Origin of the sequence: Amycolatopsis sp. cmx-11-12, from assembly GCF_046269425.1 — a bacterium.
Classification (GTDB): domain Bacteria; phylum Actinomycetota; class Actinomycetes; order Mycobacteriales; family Pseudonocardiaceae; genus Amycolatopsis.
In genome coordinates this window covers 111,404-124,654 of record NZ_JADNQM010000007.1, presented here as the reverse complement: position 1 = coordinate 124,654, position 13,251 = coordinate 111,404, and the positions used below count along the sequence as shown (strand labels likewise).

The following is a 13,251-nucleotide window of genomic DNA, read 5'->3' as shown; positions in this document are numbered from 1 at the left end:
ATCCAACCACAGGTCGGCGCCCCTGCCCACTGTTCCCGGGTGGTGTCGGTACAACTCGACGCGACCGTGCTCACACCGGTGGGGGCATCGAATCCGCCGGTCAGCCCAACGCCTCGTGGTCGTGAGTACCGGAACTTGGCCGCGTGAAGGCCCCCTTCCCTCGGCTGAGCCGAGGGAAGGGGGCCTTCACGCGCTTTCGGTCCGTCCCAAGCGCGAGCCCGGTCAGGCTCCGCCCGCCGCCACGACGCCACGCCGCAAAGCCTTCACCGCGTCCGAGGCCGCCGCGCCCACCGGATCGGCCCTCCCGAGGACGTCGCGGATCTGGTCCAGCAGGTCGATGACCTGCCGTGACCACCGCACGAAGTCACCGGCGGACAACTCCTGACCGTTCGCCTCCGCGGCGGTGAGGACCTTCTCCAGCGATTCGCCGCGCGCCCAGCGGTAAATGGGCCAGGCGAAGCCGGCGTCGGGCTCGCGGGTGCGGTCCAGCTTGTGACGGCGCTCGTCTTCGGTGAGTTCCATCCACAGGCGCGTGGTCGCCTGCCACGCGTCGAGCACCTTGCCCGCGGGCAGGCGCGGCTCGCCCGCGGTGTCGCGGCGTGCCTCGAAGACCAGCGTCGAGACGACGGCCGCGAGTTCGGCGGGTACCAGGCCCTTCCAGACGTCGTGCCGGATGCATTCGGCGGCGAGTAGGTCGGACTCGCTGTAGAGGCGGGTGAGGCGCTTGCCGTGTTCGGTGACGCGGTCCTCGCCGTCGCCCTTGGATTCGGGGCCGAGGTAGCCGCGTTCGCCGAGCAATCGCAGGATGCGGTCGAAGGCGCGGGCGAGCGAATGCGTGGTCGCGGCGACCTTGCGTTCCAGCTGCTCGGTCTCCGCCGAGAGACGCTGGTACCGCTCGACCCAGCGCAGGTTCGCCTCGCGCTCGGCCAGACCGTGGCAAGGATGCGCGCGCAGGGCACGCCGCAGCGCGGCCAGTTCACCGTCCTCATTGGCCCCGGCGCGGCGTTTTTGCCTGCCGGGCAAGGAGATTCCCGCGTTGCGAAGACTCGCCGCGATGTCACGGCGGGTCTTGGGTGAACGCAGCTCGATGTGCTTCGGCAGCTTGATGTTCCCGAGCGCCTCCACCGGCGCCGGGAAGTCGGAGACCGAGAGCGGGCCGGACCAGCGGTCCTCGGTGACCACGACGGGCCGCGGTTCGCGGATCGGGTCGAGGCCGGGGTCGACGACGACCGCGAGCCCCGCGCGCCTGCCCGCGGGCACGGCGATGACATCGCCCTTGCGGAGTTTCTCCAGCGACTCGGCCGTGCCGGCGCGGCGCGCGGAGGTGTTCTGCCGCGAGAGCGCCTTCTCCCTGGCCGAGATCTTCGCGCGCAGCTCGACGTACTCGAGCATCTCGTCGAACTCACCGGTGATGGCGGCGGTGTAACCCCGCAGGGCCTCCTTGTTCCGCTCGATCCGCCGCGCCGTCCCGACCACCGACCGGTCGGCCTGGAACTGCGCGAAAGACTGCTCCAGCAGATCACGGGCCGCCTCGGCGCCGACCTGGGCGACCAGGTTCACCGCCATGTTGTAGCCGGGCCGGAACGACGACCGCAGCGGGTACGTCCGGGTGGAGGCGAGACCGCCGACCTGCTTCGGGTCGATCCCCGGCTGCCAGGCGACGACGGCGTGCCCTTCGACGTCGATCCCGCGCCGCCCGGCCCGCCCGGTGAGCTGCGTGTACTCCCCCGGTGTCAGGTCGACGTGCGCCTCGCCGTTGTACTTCACCAGCCGTTCCAGGACGACGGTGCGCGCGGGCATGTTGATGCCCAGCGCGAGCGTCTCGGTGGCGAAGACGGCCTTCACCAGGCCCTGGACGAACAGTTCCTCGACGGTCTCCTTGAACGCCGGGAGCAGACCGGCGTGGTGCCCGGCGATCCCGCGTTCGAGCGCCTCACGCCATTCCCAGTAACCGAGGACGCCGAGGTCGCCTTCGGGCAGGTCCTTGGTGCGCTCGGCGACGATGCGGCGGACCTTCTCGACCTCTTCGGGACCGTTGAGCCGCAGGCCGGACCGGACGCACTGGCCGACGGCGGCATCGCAGCCGGCGCGGGAGAAGATGAACACGATGGCCGGGAGCAGACCGGCGTTGTCCAGGCGCTCGACCGTGTCGGTGCGGGACGGCGGCCGGAACCGCGGCATCCGTGACGGCGCCCCGCGGCGGCCCCTCGGCCCGCGCATCCCTGCCGGGGCGAAACCGCGGCCGACCTCCTCGGTGCGACGCAGCAGGCTGGGGTTGATCCGCAGTTCGGCGCCGGGCGCGTGTTCCTCCTGCCCCGCGAACAGGTCCATCAGCCGGTTTCCGACCAGCATGTGCTGCCACAGCGGGACGGGACGGTGCTCGTCGACGACGACGGTGGTGTCGCCGCGGACCTCGACCAGCCATTCGCCGAACTCCTCGGCGTTGCTCACCGTGGCCGACAGGCCGACGACCCGGACGTGCTCGGGCAGGTGGAGGATGACCTCTTCCCAAACGGCGCCGCGGAACCGGTCGGCGAGGTAGTGGACCTCGTCCATCACCACGTACGCGAGCTCTCCGATGGTCGAGGACCCGGCGTAGAGCATGTTGCGCAGGACCTCGGTGGTCATGACCACGACCTGTGCGTTGCCGTTGATCGAGGTGTCACCGGTCAGCAGGCCGACGGCGTCGGCGCCGTAGCGGCTCACGAGATCGGCGTACTTCTGGTTCGACAACGCCTTGATGGGTGTCGTGTAGAAGCATTTGCGACCTTCGGCGAGGGCGAGATGCACCGCGAATTCGCCGACCACGGTCTTCCCGGCGCCGGTCGGCGCGCAGACGAGCACACCGTGGCCGCCTTCGAGCGCCTCGCAGCCGCGGATCTGGAAGTCGTCGAACTCGAACGACGATTCCGCGGCGAACCGGGTCAGCTGGGGGTATCGAGCGCGGCGCTGGGAGGCTGCGTACGCCTCGGCCGGGGTCTGAGAAGGGCTGTTGACCACTTCGTCAGGGTTCCACACCCCACCGACAGTTCGCACTCGGTGTGACGATCCCGGGAACGGTGGACACCCCGCTCGCATCCAAGGGCCCGATTCGTGATCGAGAGGGGACACCATGGAGATCGCTTGCCCGCAGTGCGCGCAGGTCGACCAGGTGCAGAGTGTGCCGGCGGTGTTCCAGGGCGGGCAGACCACCTACCGGGTGCAGGGGTCGATGACGGCCGTCCCCGCAGGTGACGGCATGGTCTACACCGCGACGTCGCATCGCGGCGTGTCGGTGACCGCGACCGCGGCCGCGCTCAACCCGTATCCGGTGGTCCGCGGCGGCGGCTGCTTCCTGACGCTGGCGCTGTTCCTGTTGATCCCCGCGTTCGTGTTCGTCTCGTTCGCCAACGACGTGCTCGCCGAGAACCCCGCGCCGACCGCGGGCGCGCGGGCCGGGGCGGCGGTCGGGGCGTGGATCTTCCCGTTCGGCGCGTTCGCGCTGGTCGCGCTCTTCGCCGTGCTGTTCGTGCTCCGGCTGCGGCGCAACGCCAGGATCCGCCGTGGCATCCCGGACGCGCTCGCGTATTGGCGGCAGGGCTGGTTCTGCCACCGCTGCGGCGGCGTCTTCTTCCCGCGCGGCGACTTGATGTCGGCCGCGACGTTCCGGGGCCAGGTATGGCGCGCGGGCGGTTACGCCGGGCTCAGCCGAGGACGGTGAGCGCTCCGGGGACGCAGGTGATGTCGATCGGCAGCCTGCCCAGCGGTTCGCCGTCGGCGTAGACGGGCAGATCGCTGCCCGCGAGGTGGATCTGGGCGGCTTTGAGGGTCCGCACCGCCGGATGCGCGAGGTGACCGCCGGAGCGCACACCGGGCAGCATCCGGAGGAGGTCACGCCGGGTCGCGTTACCCACGACGGTGACGTCGAAAAGGCCGTCCTCCGGGTCGGCTCCCGGGCAGATCCGCATGCCGCCACCGTAGAACGGGGTGTTGCCGACGGCGATCATGGTGGCGTCGAGTTCGAGGGTCTCGACGTCGGTGCGGAGCACGACCGGCCGGGGCCGGAACGCGGCGAGTTCGGCCAGGATCGCGACGTCGTAGCGGCGCGGGCCGCGAGGCCACGTCAGCCGGTTCGCGCGTTCGGTGACCAGAGCGTCGAAGCCGGAGCAGAGAACGGTGGCGAACCATTCGCCACCGGCCCGGCCGAGGTCGATCCTCCGCCGCGTCCCGGCCTGCAACCGCCGCGCGACCGCGTCCGCGGCGGCATGCGGATTCTCCGGAATGCCGAGAGCCCTGGCGAAGTCGTTGCCGGTGCCCGCGGGGACGAGGCCGAGGGCGACACCGGATTCGGCGCAGAACTGGACGCCTTGGTGCGCCGCGCCGTCACCGCCGAGTACTACGAGGACGTCCAGCCCGGCCGCGCGCGAGTCGGTCATCAGGGCGCGGGATTCCTCGACCGTGTTGGCGACGAGGACGTCGAGCCGGTCCACGACGGGCCGCAGCCGCGCCGAGACCGACTCCATCAGCCGTCCCGCGGCCCCGTTACCGGAAGCGGGGTGGACGGCCAGTGCCGCGTGCATGCCGGGATCAGGTGACGTCGTCGGTGTTGGTCCGCTTGCCACCGGTGGTGGCCGAGGGCTCGTCGTCGATCGTGCTCGGCGTGTAGTCGAACGGCGCGGCCTCGTCGTCGTCGAGCTTGTCCCAGCCTTCGGTGCCGCGTTCCTTGTCGAGCTTGCGGTCGTGGAAGCGCGCGATCTGGATGGACATCTCCAGCAGCACGATCAGCGCGCCGGCCAGACCGAGCATCGAGAACGGGTCAGAACCCGGCGTGGCGAACGCGGCGAAGACGAACAGCATCATGATCAGGCCACGGCGCCACTTCTTCAGCATCTGGTACTTCAAGACGCCGACGCGGTTCAACATCACCACGAGCAGTGGGAGCTCGAAGCTGACGCCGAAGATCAGCAGCAGCGACAGGATGAACGAGACGTACTTGTCCGCGGTGAGCGCGGTGATGAACTGGTCGCCACCGAAGTCCATCAGCAGTGCGAGTGCGTGCGGCACGAGCAGGTACGCGAGCACGGCACCGGCGGCGAAGAGCACCGACGCGAACGCGACGAAGGTGAGCGCGTGCTTGCGCTCCTTGGAGTACAGGCCAGGAGCGACGAACGCCCAGATCTGGTACAGCCACAGCGGCGAGAACAGCACCGCGCCGCCCGCGAGACCGACCTTCAACTGCGTCATGAACGCTTCGAAGGGCACGGTCTGCAGCAGCTTGCATCCACCGGTGGGGCCGTCGAACCGGCGATCGGCCGGCACCGCGCAGTAGGGGTCGGTCAGCAGCTTGCCCAGCGACGGGATGGGACCGACCGTCGTCTGGAACCAGATGAAACCGAGGATTCCGCCCGCCACGAGAGCGAGCAGCGCGAAGCCCAGACGGCGCCGGAACTCGTAGATGTGCTCGGCGAGCGTCATCGTGCCGTCGGGATTGGTCCGACGGCTGCGCTTACGCCGCTTCGACCCGCGGCGTTCCTCACCGGAGGCGGAATCCGCCACTGGACAGTCCGTTCTAGTCAGGGTCCACCGTGAGCGCGCCGTGACTTCGGCGCGCTCATCCGCGAACAGGCTCCGCTGAGCTGGTTAGAAGCTGCTTGCTACGACCGCTCAGCTGGCGTTCTTCTGCGCCTGCTCGGCCGGAGCGGGCGTGGCGGCCTGCTGCTTCTTGAGCTCGTCGAGCTGACGCTGGAGGTCGGCGACCTGCTTGTCCTGCGCGGCCGAAGCGGCGGGCGCGGGCGTGGTGGCCTGCGGCAGCTGCTTGGTCTCGACCTCTTCGGTCTCGGCGGCCTTGTCCTTGTCTCCGGCCATGTCCTTGGTCTCGGCCTTGAAGATCTTCATGGACTTGCCGATGGACCGCGCGGCGTCCGGAAGCCTCTTGGCGCCGAACAGCAGAACAACGACGAGCACCAGGATGATGATGTGCCACGGCTGCAGCGCGTTCATCGTTTGCGGCCTCCTTCTCGAGTCTCTGAGTGAGATGTTACCGGTCTTCGGGCCCACGTCGTTGCGCGATCGCCACGCGGAGCGCGGCCGACCGGGCGCGAAGTAGCCCTGTCCGTTTTCGGGTGTTCGTAGCCACCATGCTCATCGTATGGGTGAGCACGCGCAAGACTCTGCGTAATTTGATGAGCAGAACAAAGAGCGCGATCAGCCCGGCGACGGCGAGCGCGATGCTCGGCAGGTACGACACGGCGTCACCCTACTGCTCATAGGTTGACGCAAGGTGACGAGCTCGCGCCAGCGCGTCGGCCGCCCGCTGACGAACTGCCTCGCCGAGCGTGACCGGGCTCTCCACCTGTGCGTCTCCGCCCAAACCGAGGACCAGCCGGACCATCCAGGATTCGTCGGCGTACCGCATCCGGATCCGCAGGCGCCCGCCGTCGAGCTCGTCGAGTTCCTCGCAGGGGTAGTACTCGGCTACCCAGCGTGCGTCGGGATCGAGGAGGATAACGGCTTCCTGCTGATCGGGACGAGGGCGGAAAACGCCGTCGGAGATGTCGGTCGGCCGCGCGTGCGCGGGCGGGACGGCGGGTTCGTCGAGCACGGTGAGTTCGTCGATGCGGTCGAGCCGGAACAGCCGGACGTCCTCCGCGCGACGGCACCACGCTTCGAGGTAGCCGACCGCCTGGACGATGAGCAGCCTCATGGGGTCGACGGTGCGTTCGGTGATCTCGTCCTTGGACGCGGTGTAGTACCGGATCCGCAACGCGCGCTTCGCGGTGAGCGCGGCCCGGACGGCTTCGCGGGTACTAGCCGTCTTCTTACCTTCGCGGACTCCCCCGCCGACGACGATTCCCGACGGCTGGGCCTGCCCCGCGGCGGCTTCGATCTTCGCGATGGCCCGGCGGACGGCGTCGGCGTCGAGCACGCCGGGTGTCTCGGCCAACGCCCGCAACGCGACGAGCATGGCGGTCGCCTCGCCGCCGGTGAGCCGCAGCGGGCGATTCATGCCGGCGTCGTGGGTGACGACGATCGTGTCGCCCTCGAAGGAGAGGTCGATCAGGTCGCCGGGGCCGTAGCCGGGCAGCCCGCACATCCAGAGCAGTTCGAGGTCTTTGCGCAGCTGCTTGGGCGTGACGTCGAAGTCGTGGGCGGCGTCGTCGATCTTGATACCGGGCCGGGCCAGCAGGTACGGCACGAGCGCGAGCAGGCGCGGCATGCGTCCGGTGGCGCTCATCGGGCACCACCGGCGTGCGCGATGGCTTCGAGGCGGCTGAAAACCGACTTCGCGAGCACCTCGGGTTCGAGGACCAGGACATCCGGGCCGTGGGCGGTGAGCCAGTCGGCGGCGGATTCGGGGTAGTACAGCTCGATCTCCACGAGGTCGCCTTCTTCTCCCCCGGCGACGCTGCGGCCGACGACCCGGCCACGACGGCGGACACCGGCGGCCCGGCCGTCGGCGACCCAGACGCTGGCGGTCGTCGGCGCGGACGGGTCCTCGCTGCTGCTGGCCGAGACCATCCGCAGCAGGTTGACCCCTTCCGGGCGTTCGACGACGCCGAATTCCCCGAAGGCGTCGACCTTCCCGGTCACGCGAGACAGCCGGAAACACCGGGACGCACCACGGTCCCTGTCATGCCCGACGACGTACCAACGGCCTCGCCAGGACACCACGCCCCACGGTTCGAGGGTGCGGATCTTGCGTTCGGCCGAACCGCTGCGCCGGTACTCGAAGCGCACCGCCTGCCCGGCTTGGACGGCGGCGAGCAGCGGGCCGAACGCGGGTTCCGCGCGGACGCGGGGTTCGACGACGGTGGGTGCGTGGTCGTCGACCTCGACCCCGGCGGCGCGGAGTTTCACCAGCGCGCCCTGTGCTTCTCCGGTCAGTTCCGGCGAGTCCCACAGCCGGACGGCGAGACCGACCGCGGTCGCCTCGTCGGGCGCGAGGTCGATTTCGCCGAGTTCGTAGTCGCGGCGCGCGATGCGGTAGCCGTCGATCGCGTCGAACGCGGAGTTGCGGCCGGTCTCCAGCGGGATCCCGAGTTCACGCAGTTCCGTCTTGTCGCGCTCGAACATGCGGAAGTAGGCCTCGTCGCTGGCCGCGTCGGCGTACCCGGGCACGATGCCCCGGATCCGCTCGGCGGTGAGGTACTGCCGGGTGGACAAGAGGGCCAGAACCAGGTTGACCAATCGTTCGGCGCGTGCGGTGGACACCCGGTTACCCTAGCCCGCGCCGTCCGACCCGATGGTGACAGCCGTCGATCGCGCGTCGTAACGATCCCTGGCGGACTCGACCTCGTCGAACCGTGTCTCCGCCCAGTCCTTGATCCCGGCCACCAGCCGCAGGAGGCTCCGGCCGAGTTCGGTCAGTTCGTAGTCCACGCGGACCGGCACGCACGGCGTGACGGTGCGGGTCAGCAGGCCGTCCCGCTCCAGGGTCCGCAGGGTCTGCGTGAGCATCTTCTGGCTGACACCGGCGATCCGGCGGGAGAGGTCGCTGTAGCGCTCGGGCCCGTCGCCGAGTGCGACGAGGACGAGACTGACCCATTTGCCCGAGACCTCGTCGAGCAGCTTCCGGGCCGGGCAGGCCGCGAGGTAGGCGTCGTAGGCCCGCTTCTCCTCGTTCCGGCGTTCCTGTGCCGTGCGCGTGACCACGGTTCGCATACCTCCGCGTGGGTTGGGCACCTCGAAGTGCGTACTTCCCGATGGAGAGTAGCTCCCCATACGTTCGTCCGGAACGAACCCCCTTTGGAGGAGAAACGATGCGTGCAGTGGTGGTCCGGCGGTTCGGCGGCCCGGAAGTCCTTGAGTTCACCGAGATCCCGGTGCCCGTCCCGGGAACCGGCCAGGTGCGGGTGAAGGTGGCGGCGGCCGGGGTCAACCCCGTCGACGCCGCGACCCGGTCGGGATTCCTGACCGAGGCGGGGATCATCCCGCCGCGCGAGGTGATCGGGATCGGCTGGGATGTCGCCGGAATGGTCGACGCGATGGGCGACGGTGTCACCGGGTTCGCCACGGGCGACGCCGTGATCGGCCTGCGGGACCGGCCCGCAACCGCGCTCGGCACGCACGCCGAGTTCGTCGTACTCGACGCGGCCGCGATCGCCGCCGCCCCGCGGACCGTGTCCGCCGTGGAGGCCGCGACCCTGCCGCTGAACGGTCTCACCGCGGCACAGGCGCTCGATCTGCTCGACCTGCCGCCGGGAGCGACGATCCTGGTGACCGGTGCGGCCGGCGCGGTCGGCGGCTACGCGGTCGCCTTGGCCAAGGCTCGCGGTTTTCGTGTGGTGGCCGTCGCCGGTTCCTCCGACGAAGCACTGGTTCGAGGCTTCGGCGCGGAGGTTTTCGTGCCTCGTGACGACTTCCTGGCCGACCGCGTGCGGGCGGAGATCCCCGGCGGTGTCGACGCGGCCCTCGACACCGCCCTGCTCGGACTCGAAGCCTTGGACGCGGTGACCAACCGCGGCCGGTTCGTGGTGTTCGCGGCCGGAGCGGCGCCGATTCCCTTGCGCGGCATCAAGGTCGAGCACGTCTGGATCCGCGCGGACGGCCCCGCACTGGCCGATCTGGCGGCCCTCGTCGACGACGGCACGCTCGCTCTGCGGGTCGCGGGCACGGTGCCCTTGGACGAGGTGGTGAAAGCGCACGAGCGCCTTGCCACGGGCAGACTCCGCGGCCGTCTGGTCCTGACCAACGAATAAGTTGACGCTTAATTAAGCCTACGGTTATCTTCACATCATGGACAAGGACGAAACCCGGCTCGAACTCCGGCGCGAGTATCCGGACCCGATCGAAGACGTCTGGTCGGCACTCACCGAATCCGAGCGCACGGCCCGCTGGATCGGCTCGTGGACGGGCGAAACAGGGGTCGGCAACACGATCATGCTGCTGATGACCGCGGAGGAAGGCTCCGAACCGGCGCCCGCCGTCATCCGAGAATGCGATCCGCCGAAACGGCTGGCCATGGATCTGCACAACACCGACGAGCCGATCTGGCGGGTGGAACTGACGCTGACCCCGCAAGGCTCGGGAACGGTGCTCGAGTTCGTGCACCGGATGCCCAAGCCCGATTGGGACACCTCGGACATCGCCAAGGGCTGGCACTTCTATCTCGACCGGCTCGGCGCTTCCCTCACCGGCAAACCGGTGCCCGAGTGGGAGACCTACACGCCGCCTAGTTTGGACGCATGAACGATCGAGTACTGCTGATCACCGGCGCCTCCCGCGGCCTCGGCGAGGCCACCGCACGCCGGGCCGCGGCGGCCGGGTTCCGCCTGGCGCTGCTCTCCCGCGACCGCGAGGCCCTGCTCCCCCTCGTCGCCGAGTTCGGCGAGGATCGCACCCTCGCGCTCGCGGTGGACGTCACCGACTGGACCTCACTGTCCTCCACCGTGGAGACGGTGAAGAAGACCTTCGGCGGGCTGGACGCGGTGTTCGCCAACGCGGGCCAGAGCGTCGTCGTCTCCTTCTTCGGTGACGGCGGCGCGGAGCCCGAGCAATGGCGGGACATGGTGCTGACCAACGTCTACGGGACGGCCCTCACGGCGCGGGCGACCCTGCCGTCGCTGGCCGAGTCGAAGGGGCACCTCGTGCTCACCGGTTCGGTCGCCGGCCGCTATCACCGGCCCGGGAACCTCTATTCGGCGACGAAATGGGCGGTGACCGGGCTCGCCGGATCCATCCGCGAGGAGGCCATCGGCACCGGCGTCCGGGTCACCGTGGTGCAGCCCGGACTGGTCGACACCTCCATGATCCCCGAGGATTCGAAATCCAAGCCGAAACTGCAACCCGACGACATCGCGAGGGCGGTGCTCTACGCACTGGAGCAGCCGCCCTCGGTCGACGTCAACGAGATCGTGGTCCGCCCGACCGGCCAGGTCCGCTAGCTCGGCAGCAGCGCTTCGGCCAGCCGCCGCCAGTGCGGCATCGCCGATTCGCCGGGTTCGACACCGATGACCTGGATCCCGACGTGGTCGGCACCCGCGTCGAGATGTCCGTGCAGCTTCGCGACGACGGTGTCGAGCTCGCCCCAGAACACGAGATCGTCGACGAGCCTGTCGCTGCCACGGCCACCGTCGATGTCGGCTTCGGTGTAGCCGAGCCGGAGGAATTTGGCGACGTTGTACTCCGAAGTGAGGTACGGGTGCAGGTGCTCACGGGCGACCTCACGCGCCTTGCCCGGGTCGGTCTCGAACAGGACCGCGTGCTCGACGCCGAGGAAGGCCTTGTCTCCCAGCACTTCTCTCGCCGAGGCGGTATGCGGCACCGTCACGTGATAGGTGTGCGCGCCCTCGGACCGGTCGCGGGCGAGCCCGAGCATCTTCGGCCCGTACGCGGCGAGCAGTCGCCGGATCGGTGTCGCGGGCAGCGGGTTAGCATTGGTGACGGTGTCGAGTTCGTCGAGGTACTCGCTCATCGCCTCCAGCGGTTTGACCCCCGGACGCGCGCCCCCGAAGCCGAGCCCCAGGACATGCCTGCCCGGATAGGCGTCGGCCAGCAGAAGCGCCGCACCGTGGGCCCAGCGCGCCCCGCGGGACCCGATCCGCGCGATCCCGTTGACCACGGCGATCCGTTCACTGGCCGAGAGCAGGAATCCGGCGTGGGTCAGCGCTTCACGGCCGTCCCGTTCCGGGATCCAGATCGCCGGCCAGCCGAGTTCTTCCAGTTCCCGCACCGAATCCCGCACCATGCTCGCGGGCTGATCCTCGAAGTCGAACGTCCAGATCCCGAAACGCCCCAGTTCCATCTTTCTCTCCTCAGCTCGAGTCCTAACATATCGAAGTATCGCAGATTTTCGATATGTTATTCCCGGTGAGGTTCAGATGGACCGTCCGAGTAGGTCGACGAGCTGCGCGATGCGCTGCTCGTCACGGCGGTAGTGGGTCCACTTCCCCACCCGCGTGGACTTCACGAGCCCGGCGCGTTGCAGCAACGCCATGTACGCCGACACCGTGGATTGCGCCAGCCCCAGCTTCTCTTGGAGATGGCTCACGCAGACGCCGACCTCGTGCTGGTCGGCCATCGCCTTCTCCGGCGGGAAATGCCGGTCGGGTTCGCGCAGCCACCCCAGCACCTGGAGCCGGACCGGGTTGGCGAGTGCCTTGAGCACCTCGACCAGGTGCTCGGTGGTGTCCTGGACGGGTTCGGCGTGTGCGGTCATGGTCCTTCGAGCTTAACGCCCGCTGAGCCGGGCGGCCCGGCCCTTCGCCCCGCTCGCCCAGCACGCGCCGCGGGCGCAGTCGACGGAGTCCAGCGAACCGGTGTCGAACGACTTCCAGTGCCGTCCGCCGTCCGGACTCAGATCGCTTCCGCCGGGGCCGACGGCGATGACGGTGTTCCCCAGCCACGCCAGGCCGGAGCGGTAGCCGACAGGAGCCTCCGACGGTGTCCGCCAGGTTCGTCCCTTGTCGGCGCTCAACGCGACGGCCGGGCCGGGCGCGTTCGGTGCCGCGTAGTCGCCGCCGATGGCCACGCCGTGCCGCGGGTCCCGGAACGTCACCGAGAAGACCCCGGCCGAGGCGCCGCTGGGCAACGGGGTGTCGGCGGCTTCCCACGTCCGTCCGCCGTCACCGGAGTGCAGGACGCGGGCGCGGACACCGCCACCGGTGGCGATCCAGGCGTCGCGCGGCCCCGACGTGGTGAGGCACTGGCCGCTGGCGGCGAACCCGAACTCGCCGTCCGACGCGGGAACCATGCCTTCGGCGGGCACGGGCTTCCAGGTGCGGCCGCCGTCCGAAGTGGACTGCAACCGGAACTTGCCGTCCACCGGATCGCTCATCGCGAGGCCGCGCCGGTGGTCGAAGAACGCGATGCAGTCGTAGAAGGCGGCCGGGTCACTGTTCTGGAAGGACAGTCGCCAGCTCCTGCCGCCGTTGTCGGTGCGGTAGATCCGCGACGCGTCGCCGGGCCCGATGGACAACGCGACCGCGTGGTCGGCGTCGAAGGCCTCGATGTCACGGAAGTCGAGCGCCGCCGTCTCGGGAGGGGCGACGGGCTGCCAAGTACGGCCGCGGTCGGTGGTGCGCAGGATGGTGCCCCTGCTGCCGCTGACCCACGCCGTCTTCGCGTCCACCGCGGAGAGCCCGCGCAGCTGCGCGTCCGTACCGGTCGGGGTCTCCGTCCACGCGAGATCGGGGCGTTCCGGCGCGGCGTGCGCGACGCCGGTGAACGCCAGCGGGACGACCGCTCCCAGCAAGACCAGCAACGCACGCATGGGCGCACCCTTCTCGGTCGAGGAACCGCGCGGGCCACCCTAGCCTGACCGGCGGCGGCCTG

General features: G+C 69.7%; 15 protein-coding genes. 4 read left to right on the top strand and 11 right to left on the bottom strand.

The features are described from left to right. Window positions 1–222: 222 nt before the first annotated feature. A complete protein-coding gene (locus tag ACLARN_RS11935) occupies window positions 223–3,000 on the bottom strand; it encodes a DEAD/DEAH box helicase (protein WP_409491404.1) in 2,778 nt (925 codons plus the stop codon). A gap of 112 nt (window positions 3,001–3,112) precedes the next feature. Between ACLARN_RS11935 and ACLARN_RS11930 the strand changes: the two genes are divergently transcribed. Further along, a complete protein-coding gene (locus ACLARN_RS11930) occupies window positions 3,113–3,700 on the top strand; it encodes a hypothetical protein (protein WP_409491403.1) in 588 nt (195 codons plus the stop codon). On the opposite strand, the gene ACLARN_RS11925 is transcribed toward ACLARN_RS11930, so the two are convergent. The 7 genes from ACLARN_RS11925 to ACLARN_RS11895 all read right to left on the bottom strand — a co-directional run bounded on the left by ACLARN_RS11925 (window position 3,684) and on the right by ACLARN_RS11895 (window position 8,631). Beyond that, window positions 3,684–4,559: a diacylglycerol/lipid kinase family protein gene (locus ACLARN_RS11925; protein WP_409491402.1), complete on the bottom strand. Its 876-nt coding sequence runs from the start codon at window positions 4,557–4,559 to the stop codon at window positions 3,684–3,686. The genes ACLARN_RS11930 and ACLARN_RS11925 overlap by 17 nt on opposite strands. 7 nt (window positions 4,560–4,566) lie before the next feature. Next, the gene (gene tatC, locus ACLARN_RS11920) at window positions 4,567–5,535 is read right to left on the bottom strand and encodes a twin-arginine translocase subunit TatC (RefSeq protein ID WP_409491401.1); all 969 of its coding nucleotides are present in this window, start codon (window positions 5,533–5,535) and stop codon (window positions 4,567–4,569) included. 108 nt (window positions 5,536–5,643) lie between these two features. Beyond that, the gene (tatA, locus tag ACLARN_RS11915) at window positions 5,644–5,979 is read right to left on the bottom strand and encodes a Sec-independent protein translocase subunit TatA (RefSeq protein ID WP_409491400.1); all 336 of its coding nucleotides are present in this window, start codon (window positions 5,977–5,979) and stop codon (window positions 5,644–5,646) included. 37 nt (window positions 5,980–6,016) lie between these two features. After that, window positions 6,017–6,226 (bottom strand): bacteriophage holin, encoded by a 210-nt coding sequence (locus ACLARN_RS11910; RefSeq protein WP_409491399.1) that lies wholly within the window; start codon window positions 6,224–6,226, stop codon window positions 6,017–6,019. A 9-nt stretch (window positions 6,227–6,235) separates the two neighbouring features. Next, the gene (locus tag ACLARN_RS11905; RefSeq protein WP_409491398.1) at window positions 6,236–7,213 is read right to left on the bottom strand and encodes a helix-turn-helix transcriptional regulator; all 978 of its coding nucleotides are present in this window, start codon (window positions 7,211–7,213) and stop codon (window positions 6,236–6,238) included. Beyond that, window positions 7,210–8,190: a helix-turn-helix transcriptional regulator gene (locus tag ACLARN_RS11900; RefSeq protein ID WP_409491397.1), complete on the bottom strand. Its 981-nt coding sequence runs from the start codon at window positions 8,188–8,190 to the stop codon at window positions 7,210–7,212. Before ACLARN_RS11900 ends, ACLARN_RS11905 begins: the two co-directional genes overlap by 4 nt. A 9-nt stretch (window positions 8,191–8,199) precedes the next feature. Beyond that, window positions 8,200–8,631 carry a winged helix-turn-helix transcriptional regulator gene (locus ACLARN_RS11895; protein ID WP_409491592.1) on the bottom strand — a complete coding sequence of 144 codons (432 nt, stop codon included), beginning with the start codon at window positions 8,629–8,631 and terminating at the stop codon, window positions 8,200–8,202. 107 nt (window positions 8,632–8,738) lie between these two features. Between ACLARN_RS11895 and ACLARN_RS11890 the strand changes: the two genes are divergently transcribed. The 3 genes from ACLARN_RS11890 to ACLARN_RS11880 are packed head-to-tail and all read left to right on the top strand — an operon-like array spanning window position 8,739 to window position 10,862. Further along, a complete protein-coding gene (locus tag ACLARN_RS11890; RefSeq protein ID WP_409491396.1) occupies window positions 8,739–9,677 on the top strand; it encodes an NADP-dependent oxidoreductase in 939 nt (312 codons plus the stop codon). Between the two features lie 37 nt (window positions 9,678–9,714). Continuing rightward, the gene (locus ACLARN_RS11885; RefSeq protein ID WP_409491395.1) at window positions 9,715–10,167 is read left to right on the top strand and encodes an SRPBCC family protein; all 453 of its coding nucleotides are present in this window, start codon (window positions 9,715–9,717) and stop codon (window positions 10,165–10,167) included. Continuing rightward, complete coding sequence (locus ACLARN_RS11880; protein ID WP_409491394.1) at window positions 10,164–10,862, top strand: SDR family oxidoreductase; 699 nt, start codon at window positions 10,164–10,166, stop codon at window positions 10,860–10,862. Before ACLARN_RS11885 ends, ACLARN_RS11880 begins: the two co-directional genes overlap by 4 nt. Here the strand turns inward: ACLARN_RS11880 and ACLARN_RS11875 are convergent. The 3 genes from ACLARN_RS11875 to ACLARN_RS11865 form a co-directional block, all read right to left on the bottom strand. Continuing rightward, entirely contained in the window at window positions 10,859–11,722 is an 864-nt protein-coding gene (locus tag ACLARN_RS11875; RefSeq protein WP_409491393.1) for a TIGR03620 family F420-dependent LLM class oxidoreductase, read from the bottom strand. The genes ACLARN_RS11880 and ACLARN_RS11875 overlap by 4 nt on opposite strands. A gap of 72 nt (window positions 11,723–11,794) precedes the next feature. Beyond that, window positions 11,795–12,136 carry an ArsR/SmtB family transcription factor gene (locus tag ACLARN_RS11870; RefSeq protein ID WP_409491392.1) on the bottom strand — a complete coding sequence of 114 codons (342 nt, stop codon included), beginning with the start codon at window positions 12,134–12,136 and terminating at the stop codon, window positions 11,795–11,797. 12 nt (window positions 12,137–12,148) lie between these two features. Further along, window positions 12,149–13,189 carry an oxidoreductase gene (locus tag ACLARN_RS11865; RefSeq protein WP_409491391.1) on the bottom strand — a complete coding sequence of 347 codons (1,041 nt, stop codon included), beginning with the start codon at window positions 13,187–13,189 and terminating at the stop codon, window positions 12,149–12,151. Window positions 13,190–13,251: the final 62 nt, after the last annotated feature.

Bases quoted from the DNA above. Each gene is read 5' to 3' on its own strand.
- ACLARN_RS11930 (WP_409491403.1), top strand. From the start codon at position 3,113: ATGGAGATCGCTTGCCCGCAGTGCGCGCAGGTCGACCAGGTGCAGAGT.
- ACLARN_RS11925 (WP_409491402.1), bottom strand. From the start codon at position 4,559: ATGCACGCGGCACTGGCCGTCCACCCCGCTTCCGGTAACGGGGCCGCG.
- tatA (WP_409491400.1), bottom strand. From the start codon at position 5,979: ATGAACGCGCTGCAGCCGTGGCACATCATCATCCTGGTGCTCGTCGTT.
- ACLARN_RS11905 (WP_409491398.1), bottom strand. From the start codon at position 7,213: ATGAGCGCCACCGGACGCATGCCGCGCCTGCTCGCGCTCGTGCCGTAC.
- ACLARN_RS11890 (WP_409491396.1), top strand. From the start codon at position 8,739: ATGCGTGCAGTGGTGGTCCGGCGGTTCGGCGGCCCGGAAGTCCTTGAG.
- ACLARN_RS11885 (WP_409491395.1), top strand. From the start codon at position 9,715: ATGGACAAGGACGAAACCCGGCTCGAACTCCGGCGCGAGTATCCGGAC.
- ACLARN_RS11880 (WP_409491394.1), top strand. From the start codon at position 10,164: ATGAACGATCGAGTACTGCTGATCACCGGCGCCTCCCGCGGCCTCGGC.
- ACLARN_RS11875 (WP_409491393.1), bottom strand. From the start codon at position 11,722: ATGGAACTGGGGCGTTTCGGGATCTGGACGTTCGACTTCGAGGATCAG.
- ACLARN_RS11870 (WP_409491392.1), bottom strand. From the start codon at position 12,136: ATGACCGCACACGCCGAACCCGTCCAGGACACCACCGAGCACCTGGTC.
- ACLARN_RS11865 (WP_409491391.1), bottom strand. From the start codon at position 13,189: ATGCGTGCGTTGCTGGTCTTGCTGGGAGCGGTCGTCCCGCTGGCGTTC.